Source organism: Asticcacaulis endophyticus (assembly GCF_014652575.1).
Lineage (GTDB): Bacteria > Pseudomonadota > Alphaproteobacteria > Caulobacterales > Caulobacteraceae > Asticcacaulis > Asticcacaulis endophyticus.
In genome coordinates this window covers 1-20,135 of sequence record NZ_BMZB01000008.1, presented here as the reverse complement: position 1 = coordinate 20,135, position 20,135 = coordinate 1, and the positions used below count along the sequence as shown (strand labels likewise).

16 protein-coding genes are annotated in these 20,135 nt (G+C 55.8%); 14 read left to right on the top strand and 2 right to left on the bottom strand.

The annotated features are described in order from the left end of the window. Nucleotides 1-777, bottom strand: a complete 777-nt coding sequence (locus IE102_RS17010) for a formylglycine-generating enzyme family protein (RefSeq protein WP_189488986.1) — start codon at nucleotides 775-777, stop codon at nucleotides 1-3. A 403-nt stretch (nucleotides 778-1,180) separates the two neighbouring features. On the opposite strand from IE102_RS17010, the gene IE102_RS17005 reads away from it, so the two are divergent. Then, nucleotides 1,181-3,568: a hypothetical protein gene (locus IE102_RS17005; protein WP_189488984.1), complete on the top strand. Its 2,388-nt coding sequence runs from the start codon at nucleotides 1,181-1,183 to the stop codon at nucleotides 3,566-3,568. 17 nt (nucleotides 3,569-3,585) lie between these two features. After that, entirely contained in the window at nucleotides 3,586-5,040 is a 1,455-nt protein-coding gene (locus IE102_RS17000) for a glycosyl hydrolase family 28 protein (protein WP_189488982.1), read from the top strand. A 16-nt stretch (nucleotides 5,041-5,056) separates the two neighbouring features. On the opposite strand, the gene IE102_RS16995 is transcribed toward IE102_RS17000, so the two are convergent. Beyond that, the gene (locus tag IE102_RS16995; protein WP_229807842.1) at nucleotides 5,057-6,895 is read right to left on the bottom strand and encodes an alpha/beta fold hydrolase; all 1,839 of its coding nucleotides are present in this window, start codon (nucleotides 6,893-6,895) and stop codon (nucleotides 5,057-5,059) included. Nucleotides 6,896-7,167: 272 nt separating this feature from the next. Here IE102_RS16995 and IE102_RS16990 point away from each other — a divergent pair, with 272 nt between their 5' ends. From IE102_RS16990 to IE102_RS16935, 12 genes are all read left to right on the top strand, one after another. Further along, nucleotides 7,168-8,490: an oligosaccharide MFS transporter gene (locus IE102_RS16990; protein WP_189488978.1), complete on the top strand. Its 1,323-nt coding sequence runs from the start codon at nucleotides 7,168-7,170 to the stop codon at nucleotides 8,488-8,490. Beyond that, complete coding sequence (locus IE102_RS16985) at nucleotides 8,487-9,707, top strand: glycoside hydrolase family 88 protein (protein ID WP_229807841.1); 1,221 nt, start codon at nucleotides 8,487-8,489, stop codon at nucleotides 9,705-9,707. The genes IE102_RS16990 and IE102_RS16985 overlap by 4 nt, the downstream gene beginning before the upstream one ends. Further along, nucleotides 9,704-10,639: an ROK family protein gene (locus tag IE102_RS16980; protein ID WP_189488976.1), complete on the top strand. Its 936-nt coding sequence runs from the start codon at nucleotides 9,704-9,706 to the stop codon at nucleotides 10,637-10,639. Before IE102_RS16985 ends, IE102_RS16980 begins: the two co-directional genes overlap by 4 nt. 404 nt (nucleotides 10,640-11,043) lie before the next feature. Next, a complete protein-coding gene (locus tag IE102_RS16975) occupies nucleotides 11,044-11,871 on the top strand; it encodes a beta-1,6-N-acetylglucosaminyltransferase (RefSeq protein ID WP_189488974.1) in 828 nt (275 codons plus the stop codon). A gap of 125 nt (nucleotides 11,872-11,996) precedes the next feature. Beyond that, complete coding sequence (locus tag IE102_RS16970) at nucleotides 11,997-12,590, top strand: serine O-acetyltransferase (protein WP_189488972.1); 594 nt, start codon at nucleotides 11,997-11,999, stop codon at nucleotides 12,588-12,590. A gap of 3 nt (nucleotides 12,591-12,593) precedes the next feature. After that, nucleotides 12,594-13,697 carry an NAD(P)/FAD-dependent oxidoreductase gene (locus tag IE102_RS16965; RefSeq protein WP_189488971.1) on the top strand — a complete coding sequence of 368 codons (1,104 nt, stop codon included), beginning with the start codon at nucleotides 12,594-12,596 and terminating at the stop codon, nucleotides 13,695-13,697. Between the two features lie 190 nt (nucleotides 13,698-13,887). Beyond that, on the top strand, nucleotides 13,888-14,931 hold the full coding sequence (locus tag IE102_RS16960) for an NAD-dependent epimerase/dehydratase family protein (RefSeq protein ID WP_189488969.1): 1,044 nt from the start codon (nucleotides 13,888-13,890) through the stop codon (nucleotides 14,929-14,931). 101 nt (nucleotides 14,932-15,032) lie between these two features. Then, the gene (gene rfbF / locus IE102_RS16955; RefSeq protein ID WP_189488967.1) at nucleotides 15,033-15,815 is read left to right on the top strand and encodes a glucose-1-phosphate cytidylyltransferase; all 783 of its coding nucleotides are present in this window, start codon (nucleotides 15,033-15,035) and stop codon (nucleotides 15,813-15,815) included. 2 nt (nucleotides 15,816-15,817) lie between these two features. After that, entirely contained in the window at nucleotides 15,818-17,167 is a 1,350-nt protein-coding gene (locus IE102_RS16950) for an NAD(P)H-dependent oxidoreductase (RefSeq protein WP_189488965.1), read from the top strand. Then, nucleotides 17,164-17,715 (top strand): dTDP-4-dehydrorhamnose 3,5-epimerase, encoded by a 552-nt coding sequence (rfbC, locus tag IE102_RS16945; RefSeq protein ID WP_189488963.1) that lies wholly within the window; start codon nucleotides 17,164-17,166, stop codon nucleotides 17,713-17,715. The genes IE102_RS16950 and rfbC overlap by 4 nt, the downstream gene beginning before the upstream one ends. An 83-nt stretch (nucleotides 17,716-17,798) precedes the next feature. Next, nucleotides 17,799-18,704 (top strand): glycosyltransferase family 2 protein, encoded by a 906-nt coding sequence (locus tag IE102_RS16940; RefSeq protein ID WP_189488960.1) that lies wholly within the window; start codon nucleotides 17,799-17,801, stop codon nucleotides 18,702-18,704. 329 nt (nucleotides 18,705-19,033) lie between these two features. After that, entirely contained in the window at nucleotides 19,034-19,924 is an 891-nt protein-coding gene (locus tag IE102_RS16935) for a hypothetical protein (RefSeq protein ID WP_189488958.1), read from the top strand. The last annotated feature ends 211 nt before the right edge of the window (nucleotides 19,925-20,135 follow it).

Below are 20,135 nucleotides of genomic sequence, written 5' to 3'. Positions count from 1 at the left end.
TTACGGCTCCCGTGCGACGCGCAAGCCCACACCGGGACCACCAAATTGAGCGCGGAACCGATAAGCACTTCTCAGTTGCTCCGGCCGCGTATCGAACGCACCACCGCGCAAAACATGCATGTGACAGTCCGGATCAGCTACCGCTCGGCCATCCGCCGGGGCCTGATAGTAACCTGACTCGCGATAACAGTCGGCCACCCACTCCCAGACATTACCGTGCATATCATAAAGCCCGAAGTGATTGGGCTTATATTGCCCGACCGGCCCGACCCGCCCCAGACCCGACGCCGCATAGTTGGCCTGCGCGGGTGAGATAGTATCGCCCGTGTGGTAAAGTGTATCCGTTCCCGCGCGCGCCGCATATTCCCACTCGGCCTCGGTCAGAAAGCGGTATTTCAGACCGGTCGTTTCAGACAACCACCCTACATAGGCCTCGGCTTCCTTCCAGCGTAAATCCCATGCCGGATATTGCGGGCCCGATGACTGCCGCAAAGGCTTGCACGCTTGCGCCGACACGCAGGCGTTCCACTGAGACTCGGTGACCTCATGCTGAGACACATAAAAGGGTTTCAGGACTACGCGGTGGCGCGGCGCTTCATCGCCCTCCCGGCCCGGTTCTGCGGGTTTGGAGCCCATATCAAACGCCCCGCCCGGCACAAGCACCATGTGCGGCAAATCATCCGCCGACGCGAGCACAGACCCCGCAAGGCATAGACCCGCAACTGATACGCCCACCCCTGAAAGGCGGGCGCAAATGGCCATCATGTTGATACCCACGGCAGCATTTCCTCTGATTATTCTTTTTATCCCGCCAGACTACACATAATGATATCGATATCAAATAAAAAAAGCGACCGGAACACAAATGTGTCGCGGCCGCTGAAAGGTCGTAGGGAAGGATGCCTATGGAGGGAATCCAAAGGCGCCGGCAGAAATAGAGGGCGATTCCACCGGAAACACGCAAACATAGTCAAAGTGGCTATGGTCAGGCAAAAAACAAATCCTGACATGTGCATAGCTACATCAATTTGTTATCGATATCAATAAAAAATTTACAGGCACCACCGCCCCCTTCGCGCCAATATACCGGCTTGACAACCCGCCATTTCCGCCTCAATTATGATATCGATATCAGAAAATCATCCATGCCTCATCGGGGTAAATGGAGAGGAAACAAAAGATGCCCGTTTCAAACACACTGGCGCGAAAGACCCGCGCAGGCTTAGCCGTTACCTTGTTGCTGGGCGCGTCCCCCCTGCCGGTTCTGGCCGCAGACCACACCGACATACTGGTCTTTGGCGACATGAAATCCGAGGCCGCCCACGGTCTGACGGCTGACACCAGTGACATCATTGCGGGCGGTTTAGGCCAGTCTGCGCGGCGTCTTCTGCCGCTAAAAGCCGGGCCTGCGAACACTGATGAATGGCGCGGCGGCACAGCCTCGTTTCACCTTAAGGTCAAAGGCAATGAGCAAAATTACCTGACCGTTCGCCTGTGGGGCTCAGATATTTCGACCAACCGCACGACCCTGTATTGCGATGGCAAACAGGTCGGTTATCGCCAGCTCAGTGACATTGATATCCTCGATCAGGGCACCCACGGCAAAATAAAGCCGGGGCATTTTCACTATGTCACCCATGCCCTGCCCGCAGCACTCACTCAGGGCAAATCACGGATCGACTGCCAGATGCGCGCGACCGGCCCGATCTGGCGCTACGGCGCTGAGCTCGCCAAGTTTCAAAAGCCCATGACGGAGCCGTCGCGCGGCCTTTACGCGCTTATCGTCCACTCCGATAAAATGATTGAGTTTGCGGGCAATGACGGCAAACCCATGCCATTGTCCGTTAATCCGGAAAACGGCGCGGAGGTGATGAACCGGGTCAGATCGCGCATTAACGATCAGATCTCCAAAACCCTGTCGCTTCAGGGGCGCGCCCCTCATCAAATGGAAATCTCATTTCTGGCCCGAACCTTTGAGACGAAATGGACGACGGGTTACCATGACCGCGATCACCTGACTGCCATTCTGAAAGGTGCGGACACCTATTATGATCAGTTCAAAACCAATTCCGACATAGCTATCAATGACGTGAATACGCCCAATCCCGGCTGGTTTGGTCTGGGGCTTCTGGGCGAAGCGCTAAAAATAACCGGCCCCTTCATCCAAAAGGATCTGGACGTCTTAATCACCGGGCCTGACGGCAAAACCATAAGCCGCCGCAAGGCCTATGAAGCCATGTTCGTCTACAGCCGGGAATGGAACAAAAAGAACCGCAGGCTCTACACCAACCAGTCCATGATCAAGGACCTCTATGGCATCTGGAACACTAACGAGGGCCTGATCGCCATAGGCAGCCCAAAGGCCGAAGCGCGCGCGAAACTATTGCCGTTCTTTTACGAATCTGTCGGCCTGATACCATGGACCGGCAGCCTGAATGATGAGGGTGAACCCACCTATGCCGCCTCTGAGGCTGATGCGAAGTTTTCCGTGCCCAAAAACTATTTTGAAACCACCGCTAAGGGGCTGACCAAAGAGCTAGGCTATGTCGGCGGATACGGCGAAGTCCTTGATTGGGTTGCCGCCCTTTATGACGCGACACGGCCCGCCAAAGGCCAACCGGGCGATGTCAAGATTCGCGATCAACTGGTGAAAATCGCACAGGCGCGCGGATATTTCCGCGTCCCCCATGCTGATGCGAAGGGCTATAAGTCCATGCGACTGGAAACCGGCATCGGCTGGCGCGACATGTATTACCCCGGTGATGTCATGTACGGGCAAAAACCGTCGTGGGAATCCTCCCCGCTTCAGGTGGCCGTGGCGACACAAGATCCCCTGCTGATATCCTATGCTCAGCAGCAGATCGCCGAAAACCAGTTTTTCTCCAGCGTAGACCATATGATGACGGCCAGGACGCTGCGCGCCACGATCGGGCTGATAGATGTCGTGGAGGAATTTGAAACCCTCTCCGCTCTGCCCGCGCAACCCTTTAAGCTGCCCATGTCGAAGGGAGAGCCTGATTTCGTCTTTACCGACGAAGAGAATGGCGTTGTGGCCGTGAAACATGGCGACGACATCTTTTATGCCTCACTGTACTGGCGCGCCAATTATGGCATCAGCGGTGTCGGTCGTGTGCATTACATCACCCCGCAAACCGACCGGCTGGCCACCGTCGTTCTGGACCGGCAGGAATATGAACCCAGCGGTCTCTTCTATACCCGTCCCAACAATCCCCACATCAATGGCACGCGCTTTACGGTTAAATATCCTGACGATGGGGATGTCTGGACCGCCGGTGAAAAAGATCCGGTCGCCAAACTGCCTGACGGTTCAAAATATGTACCGGGCGAAGACAATCCCTATGCCGGACGCGCGGACTACTACCAATTGACCTACGGGCCTTATCTGGTCGCGATCAATGCATCGGCGCAAAAAAGCTTTGAGCTTAAACTGCCCGCACGCACGGCCCCCGTTAAAGACCTTGTCTCCGGCACCATCGTGACCACCGACAGAACTTCGCTGACCGTATTACCCGGCACAACCGCCGTTATTTACCTTGGTAAGAACTGAGCTTCGGGAGTCTAAAGATGAAACTGAATTTTGCCTCAGTCATCTGCCTTAGCCTTATGGTGGCCGCACCATACGCATATGCCGACAGTTTACGGGCATACCCAGCGCCGCCGGTTCCCATGGTCTATGCCGCCCACAATGACACCTACACGGTGCGTGTCCGAACCCCCGGCGGCGAGTGGCAGGATCTTTATGAATACAATATCCGCGTAGATTGGGACGAACCCCAGGACGCGTCGATGGTCTATTTTGACTTCACCGGCACCGTCGAAGTTGAGGTGCAGAAAAACAACGGGCGCTTTCAGACTGTTGATGTTTTACCGCGTGCGCCCGGCGTAAAACTGACCACAAAAGGCAAGATCATCAGCTTTACGCTAGACCGGCCACAGCGCTTTTCGCTGCAATTCGACGATGACCGCCTGCACAATCTGCACATTCTGGCGGGCGCACCGCCGCCGCCAAAACCCGCTGGCGAAAATGTCAGCTATTATGGGCCGGGCGTCCACGCCCCTGATGATGGCGGGAAAATATTTCGTCCGCGCTCCGGTGAGACTATCTATCTCGAGGGCGGCGCTATCCTGAATGGTAATTTTGATCTCAGGGGCGTTCAGGATGTCCGCATTATGGGACGCGGCCTGATTTACAACTCCGGGCGTGCTATTGAGATTGATGGCTCCCAAAACATCACGATTGAGGATGTGATTGTCGTCAATGATGACAAAGAAGCTGCCGCGCGCATCTCCAATATTCGGCACTCCGTCAATGTGAAGGTCAATGGACTGACGGGCTTTACGTCCGGGAAATGGTCGGATGGTTTCGGCATTTCAACGTCCCAGCATGTTGCGGTTGATCGGGCCTATCTGAGAACCTCAGACGATGCCGTGGTCGTCTATGCGGTTAATGACTGCCCCATCTGTGCGACCAAGACCGATACAGCCCCGTCATCAGAATCCTTTGACACCTATGATATCAAGGTGACGAACTCGACGTTCTGGAATGACGTTGCCCACGCTATGTATGTTGGCCATTTCGGCGACAATGCAAACCCGCGCACCATACACAATGTCACTTTCGACAATATCGACGTGCTCAACCTCGACGAAGATGACGGGCCCTGGGAAGGGGCTATGGCTATTTTCTCCGGCGATTCCACCCTCATCCGCGACATCTCCTTTTCCAACATTAGGGTCGAGCGTATCGAGGAGGGCAAGCTGATCCATATCGTCGCTGGCAACAGCCCCCGCTATAACAAAGCGCCGGGACGCGGCGTGGAAAATGTCACCTTGCGCAATATCACCTTCACCGGTGAGGGTATGCCGAGCGCGTCAATCATTTCCGGCCTGTCGGTCGATACCGCCGTCAAAGGCGTCCGCATCGAAAACCTCACGATCGGCGGACGCAAGGTCCGAAACCCGACGGATGGGGATATCAAGATCGGCCCGCACGTTGAGGGATTTGAAATCTCGAAATAAATCGACGGTCTTCAATTCATTCCAGAAATGACAATACGGCGGCGTTGAAGCGCTCAGGCTGATCCATATTGGACAGGTGTCCGCAATTTTCGATGATTTTGATCTGGCAATCAATCAGCAGATCGGTAATGGCAAACCCTGCCGTTTCACGATCTCCCCTCACGATCAGCACGGGCGCTTGTGGTTTGATGTCTCTGAGGCGCTGCCTGACCGAACGGCCCAAGACCAGACGCGGTTCCACATGAAGGGGCTGCCACATCTGCCATTCGTCGATCATAGTCCATAACGGGCGGCGGATAAGGTCTCGCCCCGCACCGGCGTTTTCCACCAGCCCGTCATACCAGCGCCGCTTAAACGCCCATTGCCCGTCTCTGCGCAGTTGGGCAATCTCAGACCGCCGCCTTGCGATGCCTTCAGAGGTCCAGGGTTCATCCGGGCCCGGCACATCAAACAGATCACCACCGGCCATGACCGCCTTAACCACGCGTTCCGGATTAAGCGCCAGAAAATCGGTGGCAATAAACCCGCCGAGCGACAAACCGATCAGACGGGTGCGGGCAATGCCTAAGTGATCCATGAGAGCCCGCAGATCGTCAGCATGAAGAAATTGCACACCTTCATCCGGCAGGGATGAGCGGCCATATCCGCGCAAATCGTAGCGAATAACCCGGTAGCGACGGGCTAAAACCTTAAACTGATCGTCCCACATTCGCCGGTCGAGACTATGCCCATGAATGAGGATCACAGGCGCCCCTCGCCCGCGCTCTTCATAATAAAGGTGTGCCCCGGGCACATTGACCACACCGCGTTTCGTGGCCGTGTCAACTGCATCGCGCAATGCGTCCCGCACCATAGGGGCATATAGGGTTGCCCCTAAAAAGGTGCTGTACCCGTCGGCTGTCGCCACATCGACATTGGCCTTGGCGATTACGGCGCCCCACACCCCCTCTTGCCGGTCGATCCAGCCATAGGCTCCGGCCCAGCCGGGAGACGACAGCAGGCGCGGTTCCCCGTTCGGTGTCACCTCTTCCCGCCATTGCCCCAGCCCGTATATATCCTGACGCGGAACACTTCTGGCTGGCGCAACAAAGTCGTCTTTCACAATGCGCGCCTGTTTGACGTGGTCGGCTTGCATGACATTGATGGCGGCTGCGTTAAGTACCTGCCGTCCCTTATACCGCCCCCGTTGAGACAGCATGGCCAGAAAACGTCCATAGTCCGGCGTGGAGGTGAAAAACCCGCCCCCCAACATGGGGTTAAATCCCGGCTCCACTGATACGGGCGAAAACCCTGACCGTGACATTTCGAGTGGTGCGGCTATATGTTCGAGAAATAACTCATTGAACGTCTTCCCGGTCGCCAGCTCAGCCATTCGCCCTGCCACCTGCATGGCTAAACCGCCGTACTGGAACCGCGCGCCCGGACGAGCGACCGACGGAAGCGATGCCATCTGACGAACGGCCTCCTCCAGAGTCTGATAATCGTCACGCCGCGCATCGGGAGGTTGATAGTCAGGATAGCCCGCCGTGTGGGACAAGAGTTGAGCCAGACTGGCCTCACCTTTCACATCCGACAGTTCGGGAATAAAGGTGCGGGCAGTATCTGTCCACCGCAACGCCCCCGAATCCACCAGAGCGGCCATCACGGCGACCGCCACCCATTTTCCGGCCGACGCAACATGGACGATCTGATCGGGCGCGCCGTCACCGAAATAGGCTTCGTGAATGATTTGCTCTCCACGGCCAATGCGCAACCCTATGCCCGGAAAGTACCCGGCATCGACGCGCTGCCGAAGCCGCTGATCAAGATATGAAAAATCCGGTTGCCCGATTGCGGCCCAGACGCGTTGTGGCATTGCCGCCCCCGCGCCCATTGCGCTCATCGCACCTCGCCGTGTCCACATCATTTTCCATCCTCGCCGCTTATTATTATGTATGATCTCAAAACTTCAGAACCCGGCACTTCTGTCGATATTTAGCCTGTACAGCCCCGCCTAATTTTGATATCGATATCAGCAAAATAACATATGATCGATAGTTTTTGATCTGAAATACAAATCAAAACACGCAATTGCTCAAAAAAGCGCCAGCGTTAGCCCACGACGGCGACAGAAACAGGGTAGAAAACATGGCTATAGTATCATCAGGCAATGGCACGCCTGCCTTTGACCGTCCCGGCAGGCTGAAAGTTCAGATAGCGCTTAGCGCCTTCGTGTTTGCCTATTTCGCCTCGCAGGCCATGAGCATTTCCCTGCTGTCCAACTGGCTGAAATCGACACTGTCCTTAACCGGAGAACAGACCGGCACGGTGCTGGGGGCCAACTTTATCGCGGCCCTGCTGTTTCAGCCGCTATACGGTTTTATCTCCGACAAGATCGGTTTCAAGAAACACGTCCTTTGGTTTCTGGCCGTTCTGGTCGCATGCTGCGGACCATTCTTCTACTTTGTTTATGAACCTCTTTTGCGGCAAAATCTGTTACTCGGCGCGGCTACGGGCGGTGTCTATCTGTCGCTGACCTTCATGGCCGGGTCTTTTGCTCTTGAGTCCTATGTCGACCGCATGGGCAGGCACTACGGTTTTGAATACAGCCGGGTGCGTATGTTCGGTGCCTTGGGTTTTGCGTGTGCTGCATTTTTCTCCGGCAACCTGTTCAACATCAATCCTCACATTAATTTCTCGATTGCGTCGGCCCTGGCCATAGTCCTGATCTCTGTTCTGTTCCTGTTTAAGAACGAAACCGTTTCTGAGGAAGCCACCCCAGCCACGCGCGTTACCCTGAAAGACTCGCTTGCGGTTTTGAAACTACCGAAGTTCTGGGGGTTCATGGTACTTATTCTGGGGGTGACCAATCTTTATCTCGTCTTCGACCAGCAGTTTCCGGTCTATTACGCGTCGCAGTTTGAAACCGAAGAGATTGGCCGCGTCATGTTTGGCCGTCTGAACTTTGCCCAAATCTTCCTCGAAGCCGGGATGCTGTTCATAGCGCCGTTTATTGTCAACTATACGGGCATCAAACGCGGCCTGTTGCTGGCGGCGGGTATAATGATCGTTCGCATCACCGGCTCAGGTCTGGTCGAAGGCCCGATCGCCATTTCGGCGATGAAGATGCTGCACTCTATAGAACTGCCCATTCTGGCCGTATCCATTTTCCGCTATATCGCAGCGCATTTTGAAGCGCGCTTCGCATCGACACTTTACATGGTCGGCGTTAGCTTTGGGCACAGTCTGGGGCTGGCGATTCTTTCCAGTCCGGTTGGCCGCCTTTATGACCTGTTTGGTTTTCAGCATACCTATCTGATCATTGGCCTTGGCGCATTAATCTGCTGGATAATCTCCATCTGGACGCTGGCGCCGGACCCTCAGCATACCCCGACACATAGCACCACAGCCTCTCCCGATGCGCCGGTCGTAAGCCCCGTTCTTAATTCCGTTCCCGATGTAAAATCATGACCACCCACCTTATCACGCCCCGGCAGAGCGATGCAGCGTCTATGGCACCCGCGCGGGAGCCCCTCCTCAGACGTAACCTTCAGGCCACCCCAAACAAAGCCCTCCTGGACAAAGCGATCAGTGCGGCGCTCGCCCGCATTGATAAGGGTTTGGCGGCCTATGGCGATCAGTTTCCGGAACCCTCATCCGTGGGCAATGTCTACCGCGTCATGGGGAATACTGAATGGACCAATGGCTTTTGGACAGGCCAACTCTGGCTGGCCTATGAACTCTCCGGGGATGAAAAATACCGCACGGCAGCGGAACGTCACGTCGAAAGCTTCCACACGCGCATTTTTGATCAGGTCAATGTCGATCACCATGATCTTGGCTTTCTCTATTCGCTGTCGTGCGTCGCAGCCAGCAAGCTGACCGGCTCAACCCTTGCCCGTGAAGCCGGACTTGAAGCCGCCCGTCTCCTGCTGACACGTTATCTGCCCAAGGCCGGAGTCATTCAGGCGTGGGGCAATCTGTCCGATCCCGCAGAAGCCGGACGCATGATCATCGACTGCAATCTGAACCTGCCGCTGCTGTACTGGGCGACGGAACAGACCGGCGACCTGACCTTTGCCAATGCCGCCGACAGCCACATCCAGCAGGCGCTGAAATATATAGTCAGGCCTGATGCCTCAACCTTCCATACCTTTTACATGGACCCCGCGACCGGCGCGCCACGCCACGGCACCACCCATCAGGGCTATGCCGACGATTCTTGCTGGGCGCGCGGTCAGGCCTGGGGCATTGCGGGCTTTCCGCTCGTCTATCGTTATTTCCGCAAACCGGCCCTGATTGAAACCTCAGCACGTCTGGCAAACTATTTCCTGAACCGCCTGCCAGACGATCTGGTGTGTTGCTGGGATCTGGTGTTCACCGCCCCGCCCCATGAGCGTGACTCATCTGCTGCCGCCATCGCGGCCTGCGGGCTGCTGGAACTCGGCAAGTCCATGCCCTTGTCCGACACAGATAGTGCGGCCTATCGCGGATCAGCGATGGCCATGGTTGAAAACCTTATCCGGCATTATGCCGCCACCTCCAATGATGACGGCGCAGGCCTGCTCAAACACGGCGTCTATCATATGCCCAAGGGCATGGGCGTCGATGAGTATTGCCTGTGGGGGGATTACTTTTATCTGGAGGCCCTGACCCGCCTCACGCGTATTTGGGAGCCCTATTGGTGATGCAGATTGGTCTAGATTTCGGGGGCACAAAGATCGAAGCTGCGGCACTCGACGACGCTGGGAATTATTTGCTGCGCATCCGCAAACCAAATCCCGGCAACTATAACGATGCCATTAAGGCCGTGGGCGATCTGGTCGCCCATGTTGAACGCGATACCGGTCAGACCGGCACCGTGGGCATTGGCACACCGGGATCGATTTCACCCACGACCGGCCTGATGCGCAATTCCAATTCGCTGTACCTGAACGGTCGGCCTTTCCGCGAAGATCTGACGACCGCGATTGGCCGGGAAGTCCGTTTGGCCAATGATGCCAATTGTTTTGCGCTATCCGAAGCGGTCGATGGCGCAGGCGCAGGCAGCAATGTCTGCTTTGGCGTGATTCTGGGCACGGGCTGTGGCGGCGGTGTCGTTGTCGGCAACAAACTGGTCGAAGGGGCCAACGGCATTGGCGGCGAGTGGGGACACAACCCCCTGCCATGGCCAGACGCGTCCGAAATTCCAGGCCCGGAATGTTATTGCGGCAGACGCAACTGCCTTGAACAATGGATATCCGGCACCGGCCTTCAGCGTGACTTTCAAACTCAAACGGGAAAGTTACTCTCCGCAGAGGAGATTATTGACCGGGCGCGCGCCGGCGACGCTGCAGCGAGCGACGCGTTTGGCCGGTTGATTAACAGGATCGGGCGCGCTTTGGCGACGGCATGCAACATGATCGATCCCGACGCCATCGTCATTGGCGGCGGCCTGTCAAACGTAGCTGAGATATTTGAGCATGTGCCCGCCGTCATTTCTGAGCATGTGTTTTCCGACGTCTGGTCAGCGAAGATGGTTCAGGCCAAATGGGGAGACGCTTCGGGTGTACGCGGCGCGGCGCGCCTATGGGGACCGGGCGAAGTTCCGCTCATCTTGCCTAAAGCCCAAATTGCTTAAACTTCAGTCTAGCCTACACACCAGACGACAATGCCCGTTCCCAGGAACATGAGATAGGTCGGCAGGTTTGCCAGAGAGTCCACGTTAATCAAGTTTATCCCCTTGGTATTTTACACGTCACATCAACCATAGAGGCGAATCCACAACAGGCAAATAGTCTGTGATGTTTGATCACGTATTTTTACTGTGCCGCGACAGGCGTGTTTCTCCAGCGAGCCATTCGACCTGGTCACCGCTCACATCCCAACGTCATGCCCGCGCCGCCACGGGCCGACACGCTCTCTAACATAGTAACGGTATCTTTTTATCAGCTTTTTACCGGACACATGATTGCCACATTTAGAAAAAGTGCATAAATCTATGGCATATAGTTAGGCATCAACTCCATTTACAATATGGTTCCCATGAAGATCGCGGCCATTATAAGGGCACATCACAAGCCGGAGTTTCTCAAAACTTTGGTAGATAGATTGTCCGCCTCCGAAATGTGGTCGATCTATATTCACGTGAACCGCAGCTCAAATATTGAGGATTTTTATAGAATTATAGATAAATCCCTGTTTCTGGACTCGCAGATTATGGTCAGATGGTCCGGATTCAGTATGATTGAAGCGACATTGTTATTGCTTAAAAAGGCCTACGAAAATCCTGGTAATACTCATTTTTACCTTATGAGCGGGCAGGATTTCCCCCTCAAAAGCGACCGGAATATACGAAATTATATTGATGGCAGGCCATGCGGAGACTTTATCCAGGTGCTTACTATGCCGCAGTGGCATAAGCCACTGGACCGCCTCAATCGATGGCATTTCCGCGACCTGCCCCTCATAAGCCCGCACTCACTGGTTCGGGCCCAATTTCGTCAGTTCTCGCCGCATCGCAATCTGGACAATCTTTTGCACGGTATGGTGCCTTATGCAGGCTCCGCGTGGTGGTTGCTGAGCCGTCCCACGGTGGGCAAAATGCTCAACTTCATCGAAACGAACCCCTGGTACACTCAGGCATTTGCGTTCTCTGCTTTTGCCGATGAAATGTTTTTCCAGACCCTATTTGCCAATCTGGATCTAAAAACCGAAGACGCCGCCCCCACATCTGCGCACTGGCTACCTGGAAAGGCAAATCCGGAAATCATTACACATGATATCTATCTGCAGATGCAGGAAGGCTGGCATTTCATGGCGCGTAAGTTTGATGAAGTTTATCCATGGATGCTTTCGCTAAATTTGCACTGAAGCAAGCCTTGGATGTTCAGAGCTGGCTAAAAAGCACCAAAGATACAAATAAGCCTTGCCATAGACAGGATATCTATTGTTTCAATAAGCTTATAAAAGATAGTTTGTGGAAGGTAGTGCAACGCATGCGGCGCTGGGAAAATCCACTGATTGAAGCGGTCGGTTTAGGTAAACTGATCAAAGAAGATTTCAACCAGCATCATCGGGACTGGACGCGCCCTGGGTTTCGGGCCTTGGCAGTTTACCGGTTTGGGACATGGGCGCGCAGCCGGACATCAAAGCCCGTGCGCATGGCCGCCTCACTGCTGCACCTGTTACTGTTCCGGCATGTTCGCAATCACTATGGCATTGAAATTTCTTACAAATGCAAAATCGGCCGCCGTTTTGAAATCGGCCACCAACACGGCATCGTCATTCATGAATATGCAATCATTGGCGACGATTGTGTCATCCGGCAGGGCGCCACGCTCGGCATAGGCGGCATAACGCGGGCCACGCCAGTTGAGGAAACGGCGCCAGTCATCGGTGATAGGGTTGATATCGGAGCCGGCGTCATGATCATTGGCAAGGTCACCATCGGCGATGATGTCAACATCGGCCCCAATGCGGTCATCTTGAGCGATGTGCCAGCCAACACCACTGTGCTGGCACCATTCCCCAAGATTTTGCCGCGCCACACGGCCTCGCCGTCGGCTGACGCCACCGCTCAGGCTGAATAACTGATGCATCATGTCGACACAGTTGTCATTGGCGCGGGCGTGATCGGGCTGGCGGTGGCGCGTGCGCTGGCCCTGAACGGCCATGAGACGATCATTCTGGAAGCCGAAGACAGTTTCGGCACCCAGACCTCTTCCCGCAACAGCGAAGTTATCCATGCCGGGATCTATTACCCGCCTGGATCGCTCAAGGCCCAGCTATGCCGTGACGGTCGCACGCAGCTTTATTACTATGCCCAGAGCCGCAACATTGAGTTTAACGCCTGCGGTAAGCTGCTGGTGGCCACAACTGAGGCGGAATTGCCAAAACTGGAAGCCATCGCCGAAAACGCCCGCTTAAGCTGCGTACACGACCTGATCCGTTTGTCCGCGGATGAAGCCCATGCGCTGGAACCCGAAGTGACGTGCGTAGGCGGTTACCTGTCGCCCTCCACCGGCATTATTGATGTGCATAGCTTTATGCTGGCCCTGCTGGGGGATTTTGAAAATGCGGGCGGCACGCTGGTCTGCGGCACCCCGGTCGTCAACTGGTCGATTGAGGCCAATGGCTTTGTGCTTGAGACCGGCGGGGCCGATCCGATGACGCTTAGGGCACGCCGGGTGATCAATGCCGCCGGACACGGTGCCCCGCGTCTGTTGCAGGATTTGAGCGCCTATGCCCCGCCCTGTCCTCAGTATTTCGCCAAGGGTAATTACTTTTCGCTGACAGGTCGCGCACCATTTAAGCGGCTGGTTTATCCGATGCCGGAGGCTGCCGGTCTTGGGGTTCATGCGACGATTGATTTAAGCGGGCGCGTCCGGTTCGGGCCTGATGTTGAATGGGTGGCTCATGATCAGGATCTGAAGGTTAATCCCGCCCGTGCGGAGGTATTTGCCGCCGCCATCAGGCGTTACTGGCCGGGCCTGCCTGACGGCGCGCTGGTTCCCGACTATGCCGGGATCAGACCTAAGATACACGCGCCCGATCAACCTATGCCGGATTTCCGCATCGAAGGGCCACAAAGTCACGGCATCAGCGGCCTGATTAACCTTCTGGGCATCGAAAGCCCCGGCATGACGTCGGCGCTGGCTTTGGCCGACCATGTGGCGGGTATGCGTTTTGAGACCTGAAGGCTTTAGTTTGGAAAATACGCAGATACCAATTCTTAAGGCTGATATTTAAGTTTTTCTGAAGCATTTGGCCTCATGTCAGGTATGAGTATTGCATTGCATATAAATCAGAAGTTTCGTGTCACATCGGTGTTACGAAACGATCAATTTTAAGATAGATTTCCAATCGGGCGCAAAGGGGCGGCTGCCAATGAAAATTTTAATCGCCGGAAATATGGGCTATGTCGGGCCCGCCGTAGTGCGTCACTTACGCGCCACCCATCCCAATGCCATCCTGCACGGATTTGACAATGCCTATTTTGCCCATTGCCTGACCGGCAGCGTGACCTTGCCGGAGCGGGCGCTGGATGAGCAGTTTTACGGCGATGTCCGCACTCTGTCGGCAGATCGCCTGAGCGGCTATGACGCCGTGGTTGAACTGGCCGCCATCTCGAACGATCCGATGGGCAATCAGTTTGAGGCCGTAACCTTTGACATCAATCAGGGCTGCGTGGTCTCTATCGCCAAGGCCGCCGCTGCGGCCGGGGTTAAAAACTTCGTCTTTGCCTCAAGCTGTAGCGTCTACGGCATTGCTGCCGGTGGCCCGCGCTCTGAGACCGACCCGCTCAACCCGATCACCGCCTATGCCAAGTCCAAGATCGGTGCCGAAGGGGAGTTGTCCGCGCTTGATACTGACATGGTCATCACCTCGCTGCGGTTTGCCACGGCGTGCGGCATGTCGGATCGGCTGCGGCTTGATCTGGTGCTCAATGACTTTGTGGCCTGCTCCCTATCGCAAGGCGAAATCACCGTCCTGTCCGACGGTTCACCCTGGCGGCCGCTGATCGATGTGGCCGACATGGCTCGCGCCATCGATTGGGCCGCGACCCGCTCAGCCGATAACGGCGGGCAATATCTGGCCATCAATGCCGGTTCCAATGACCGCAATTATCAGGTACGCGATCTGGCCAAGGCCGTGTCCGAAGCCGTGCCCGGCACAAAGGTCTCGATCAACCTCGATGCCCCGGCCGACAGCCGCTCCTATCAGGTCTGTTTTGACCTTTATAAATCCCTGGCGCCTAACCATCAGCCGCAGGTTAACCTCAAACAATCGATCGAAAACCTGATCGAGGGACTGACGCGCATGAACTTCAAGGACGCGCAGTTCCGCAATTCTGAGCTTATGCGCCTGAAAGTCCTTCAGGGGCACATATCGCAAAACCGCCTGAACATGGCGCTGGAGTGGCAATCCTGAAATACGCCGTCCATAATTCATAAGTATAAGCGTTCCCATCCTTAGCCGCACCCCATAAGCCTTAACGATCCGGGGATGCACAAAACCGCAAAGGGAATAAAGTGGTAAAAGTGGCATTACTGGCCGGGGGCTTTGGCACCCGTCTGAGCGAAGAAACCAGCATCCGGCCAAAGCCGATGGTCGAAATCGGTGGTCGGCCGATCATGTGGCATATTATGAAGCTCTATGCCCATTACGGGCTGAACGATTTTGTTGTGCTGGGCGGCTATAAGGTTGAGTTCATCCGCGACTATTTCCTGCGTTATCAGTCGATGGTCAGCGATTTCACCATTGATCTGGGTACCGGCAAGGTCGACTGGCTGGAGGCCCGCACTGAAAACTGGCGCGTCACCGTGCTCGATACCGGCCCCGACACCATGACCGCGGGCCGCATCAAGCGCGCGCAGGCCCATCTGGGCAATGAAACCTTCTGCCTGACTTACGGCGACGGCGTGGCCGATGTAAATATTGCCGAACTGCTTGAGTTCCATAAAAACCAAGGGCGCTGGTGCACCGTCACTGCCGTCACCCAACCGGGCCGGTTCGGGGCGCTGTCCCTCTCGGACGACCGCACCCAGGTGCGCGGGTTCCGCGAAAAGGGCACCCATGACGGCGGCCTGATCAATGGCGGCTTTTTTGTGTGCGAGCCCGAAATCTTTGGTGTCATCGATGGCGATCATCAGATGTGGGAAGAAGCCCCGATGGACCGAATCGTTGAGGCCGGGCAACTGTCCAGCTATCATCACCACGGCTACTGGCAGAGCATGGATTCTCTGCGCGACAAGATGACCCTCGAAAACATCTGGTCGTCGGGCAAGGCCCCGTGGAAGGTGTGGAAAGACTAAGCATGATCATCGTCGATACCGCCCTTAAAAAACGTCACGCCGACAACAATCCCATCCGCGTCGCCATAGTCGGTGCCGGTTTTCAGGGCCGCGGCATAGCGCTGAAAATCATTTCCGCCACCCCCGGCATGGTTCTGGCGGGTGTGGCCAACCGCAATATCGCCCCGGCCCTTGCCGCCTATCGTGAGGCCGGTGTCGAACCCACCACAGCCTCTACAAAAGCTGAAATCGAAGCCCTTATCCGTGAGGGCAAACCCGTTGCCACCACTGACGCCATTGCGCTCGCGACCGCTGACGGTATTGATGCCGTGGTCGAAGTGACCGGATCGCTAGAATACGCCGCCCATGTCGTGGTCGCCGCCCTTGAGGCCGGTAAGCATGTTGTCCAGATGAACGCCGAACTGGACGGCACAGTGGGCCCGATTCTGAAGACCAAAGCCGATGCCAAGGGCGTCGTCTATTCGTTCTCGGACGGTGATCAGCCGGGCGTGCAGATGAATCTGGTGCGCTTTGTCGAAGGGCTAGGCGTCAAGCCCGTCCTGTGCGGCAATATCAAGGGCCTGCACGATCCCTATCGTAACCCGACGACCCAAAAGGCCTTTGCCGAAAAGTGGGGCCAGAAACCGGCCATGGTCGCCTCCTTTGCCGATGGCACCAAGATTTCGTTTGAGCAGGCCATTGTCGCCAATGCCACCGGCATGACGGTCGCCAGACGCGGCATGGTCGGCCCTGATTTTTCCGGCGGCAATCCCGGCGCGCCGCTGGTGCCGCTCGAAGATACGGTTAGCGCCTTTGCGGAGCACCTTGACCGCGTGTTGGCCGAAGGTGGCGAAGGCATAGTCGATTATGTCGTCGGTGCCCGTCCCGGCCCCGGCGTGTTTGTGCTGGGCACGATCGACAATGCCCGTCAGCAGCACTACCTAAATCTCTATAAGCTCGGCACCGGCCCCTACTATTGTTTCTACACCCCCTACCACCTCTGCCATTTTGAGGTGCCGACATCCGTGGCGCGGGCGGTTTTGTTTGATGACCCTGTGCTCACCCCAAAGGCCGGACCGGTTGTGGGGGTTATCGCCCTGGCCAAAAAAGACCTCGAAGCCGGTGAAACGGTCGAAGAACTGGGCGGCTATGAGGTTTACGGCGTTGCCGAAAACATCGATGTCATCCGCCGCGAAAACCTGATCCCCATTGGTTTGGCTCTGGGTGCCACTTTACGCCGTTCCGTTCCAAAAGATCAGGCCCTGACCTTTGATGACCTCGACCTGCCATCGGGCCGCCTGATCGATCAGCTCTATGCCGAGCAGGAAGCCCTGTTTGCGTCCCAAATGGCTATAGCCGGAGCCGCCCAATGATATTTCATGAGACCACGCTCAAAGACGCCTGGCTGATTGAGTTGCAAAAACGCGGTGATGAGCGCGGCTTTTTTGCCCGCACCTATTGCGAAACCGAGTTTGCGGCCCATGGCCTTGTGACCCGCTATGTTCAGCAGAACACGTCGTTTTCCAAGGACAAGGGCACCTTGCGCGGGATGCATTTTCAGCGCGCAGATGCCGCCGAGGCCAAGCTGGTGCGCTGCCTGAAAGGGGCCATCATGGACATCATTGTCGATCTTCGTGGCAGTTCGCCGACCTACATGAAGCACGAAACCTTTGAACTGACTGACGAAAACCGCCATCAGCTCTATGTGCCGCCGGGCTTTGCCCATGCGTTTCAGACCCTGACCGATGATGTCGAGGTCAGCTATCTGGTGTCATCGCCCTATACGCCATCGGCCGAAGGCGGCTTGCGCTATGACGATCCGGCATTGGGTATCGACTGGCCGGTGCCAGTCAGCGTGATTTCGGATAAGGATCGCGTCTGGCCACTACTGTCGGCCGATGCCGAACCGATTTTTGCGTAAACGCCGAGGAACTAAAAGCGATGGGCGGCAACTTCCGGTTAATCAGCGATACAGCGGCGAACCCTGTGGGCACCGGGCAGCCCTTGATCACGATCGCTGTGACCACAAACAACCGCTCCCAAAAGGCTGCGGAATTGATCACCGCCCTGCGCCCGCAACTGGATCCTGAGCGCAATGAACTGCTGATCATCGACAGCGGTTCAAACACCCAACACGCCCAGACATTGATTGAAACGGCGCAAATGCCGGGATCGAACAGTGCGCGCGTGCGGCTGATCAGGCTGGATGTCTCAGGCTCATCGCGCGCCCGCAATCTGGCGCTGGCCTGCGCCAGCGGAAAATGGGTGGCGTTCATTCACGACGACGCGCTGATTTCGGATGACTGGGTTCAGGCCTTATTCCACGCCGTAAACAACGTGCCGGAAAACTGCGCCATCATCGGCGGGCCAGTCGTGCCGGAATTCGATGGCGACACATCTCACCTGACCGATGCGTGGCGCATCCTGATCTACCCCTACCCCTCCCGCGAAGGCGACTGCACCCAAAACCCGATGATCACCGGTGCCAACCTGATGGTGCGCCGTGATGCCGCTATTGCGGTGGGTGGCCATGATATGACTTTGGGGCGTCACGGTGACCTTTTGATGAGCGGCGATGAACGCATCATGGTCAACCGCATGATCGCCAATGGCTGGCGGCTGTGGGTGTTTGCCGAAATGGCCATCCGCCGCATAATTCCCAGCGACCGCCTGACCTTGAAATGGGCCAAGCAACGCATGTTCTGGGAAGGTGTCACTGAGCGCCGCGAAACGCACCTTATGGGTACCAGCCCCGGCCTTGGCCAGAACCTGTGGTTCAGCCTGAAACTAGCCGGGCACCTGTTCATGTGCCTGATGCCGATAGAGGCGACCAAACACCACCTCAGTCTGGCGTGGCATGAAGGCTATATTCACGAATGGCTATTCCCGGCGAAAATCCCCCCGGCCTGAGAAGTGTACAAGATCGATATCTCTACAAGTCAAAATGACTGACACATATGCAAGGTGTTTATTCTTAAACTGATAATTACAACGGTCATACATAAGTAAATTTGTGGCATCTATTTATTCCACATAAAACTTCAAACCACTGCCCCTCTGGAGCATGCTTCATTCAGACAGAACATGTGCCCTAAAGGGGGAGCATCTGCCTCTACGCGCCCATACCGGACATTTTGATGCAAATGGAAGTCTCCATTAGCGGACCTGAGCGAATCCGCCTCAAATCTATTGATAAGTAGCGGGCGTTTTCTCAGGCAAGTATAAGAAACGGCAAGCTAATGAACTGCTATCCCATATACTATTTACGAAAAGCCGAAGGTAACCGACCGCAGCTTTGGAAAGTTGATGCTGAAGGCACCTGGGGACTTACACCGCTCCATACTGCAAAAGCTTTTCCGACTACCCCCGACCGCCAGATTTGGGACATAAATGCGGAGTCTGGATGGCGAAAAGAGCAGTTCGTCGAGCCAAAGCTCGCTCCAGGACAATTCTACCAGCGTATCGCTCGCCCGTTTGCCTTTGATTCCGCATTCGGGTGCCCACTCACCGAGGCTGATCACAGGTACATTGCAGAGGCAGTAGGGCAGCTTGAAGTTTTTTGCCGAGATCTCGATGCAATTTGCAGAACTGTTCATCCGGCGAAAGAGAACTACAGCGCGTTCGGTCATGACATACGTAACCTGCTGATCCTCGCGTGCACAGAAATAGAAGCACATTGGAAAGGCATCCTGCGCCTCAATGGTCGCAAGGGAAAGTCCACAACAGATTATGTAGCCTTGCTTCCGATTATGAAGCTCAACGACTACGAGTTACGCTTCAATCGGTACAGTTGGCTTGGTCAGTTTTCGCCATTCCAGAATTGGGGTAACAAAGAAACCGCTACGGCCGACTTGCTTTGGTACGCAGCGTATAACGGAGTGAAACACAATCGCGAACAGGAATTCCACAGCGCGAGCCTCGAACAGGCCTTCAACGCCGTGGCGGCTTGCGCTATTCTACTTGTCGCACAGTTCGGTCTTCAGGGACTTGGCTATATCGATCAAACCCAGATAGGTTTGCTCTCCAACTTCGGGTTTACTGAGTTGCCCCAGTGGGATCTTGAGGATCACTACATTGACTGGTTCTCTGAATCGGAGGGGGAGTTTCAAGCGGTAGAGTACCCGTGGTGATTAGCATCTGTAGCGCTGTCTAGCCTCCTGCACGCCAATGCGGTCATTTGGCAGATCCGAAAGACCCCATTATCGGAAGTCCACTCTGAGCGCAGTGCTTGCCGGAAAACGGACCTCCACTCCTATTTAGCGCCCTCACCGTTCCGAGACAGACTGAGGTGCCCCTAGATTGCTAGACACCTTGCGCCTTCAAAATGCGTTGTCTGTTTTC

Excerpts from the sequence above, each read along its gene's own strand:
- IE102_RS16970 (WP_189488972.1), top strand. The coding sequence starts at position 11,997 with ATGCGGCGCTGGGAAAATCCACTGATTGAAGCGGTCGGTTTAGGTAAA.
- IE102_RS16985 (WP_229807841.1), top strand. The coding sequence starts at position 8,487 with ATGACCACCCACCTTATCACGCCCCGGCAGAGCGATGCAGCGTCTATG.
- IE102_RS16935 (WP_189488958.1), top strand. The coding sequence starts at position 19,034 with ATGAACTGCTATCCCATATACTATTTACGAAAAGCCGAAGGTAACCGA.
- IE102_RS16965 (WP_189488971.1), top strand. The coding sequence starts at position 12,594 with ATGCATCATGTCGACACAGTTGTCATTGGCGCGGGCGTGATCGGGCTG.
- IE102_RS16995 (WP_229807842.1), bottom strand. The coding sequence starts at position 6,895 with ATGCCACAACGCGTCTGGGCCGCAATCGGGCAACCGGATTTTTCATAT.
- IE102_RS16960 (WP_189488969.1), top strand. The coding sequence starts at position 13,888 with ATGAAAATTTTAATCGCCGGAAATATGGGCTATGTCGGGCCCGCCGTA.
- IE102_RS17005 (WP_189488984.1), top strand. The coding sequence starts at position 1,181 with ATGCCCGTTTCAAACACACTGGCGCGAAAGACCCGCGCAGGCTTAGCC.
- rfbC (WP_189488963.1), top strand. The coding sequence starts at position 17,164 with ATGATATTTCATGAGACCACGCTCAAAGACGCCTGGCTGATTGAGTTG.
- IE102_RS17000 (WP_189488982.1), top strand. The coding sequence starts at position 3,586 with ATGAAACTGAATTTTGCCTCAGTCATCTGCCTTAGCCTTATGGTGGCC.
- IE102_RS16975 (WP_189488974.1), top strand. The coding sequence starts at position 11,044 with ATGAAGATCGCGGCCATTATAAGGGCACATCACAAGCCGGAGTTTCTC.
- IE102_RS16950 (WP_189488965.1), top strand. The coding sequence starts at position 15,818 with ATGATCATCGTCGATACCGCCCTTAAAAAACGTCACGCCGACAACAAT.
- IE102_RS16990 (WP_189488978.1), top strand. The coding sequence starts at position 7,168 with ATGGCTATAGTATCATCAGGCAATGGCACGCCTGCCTTTGACCGTCCC.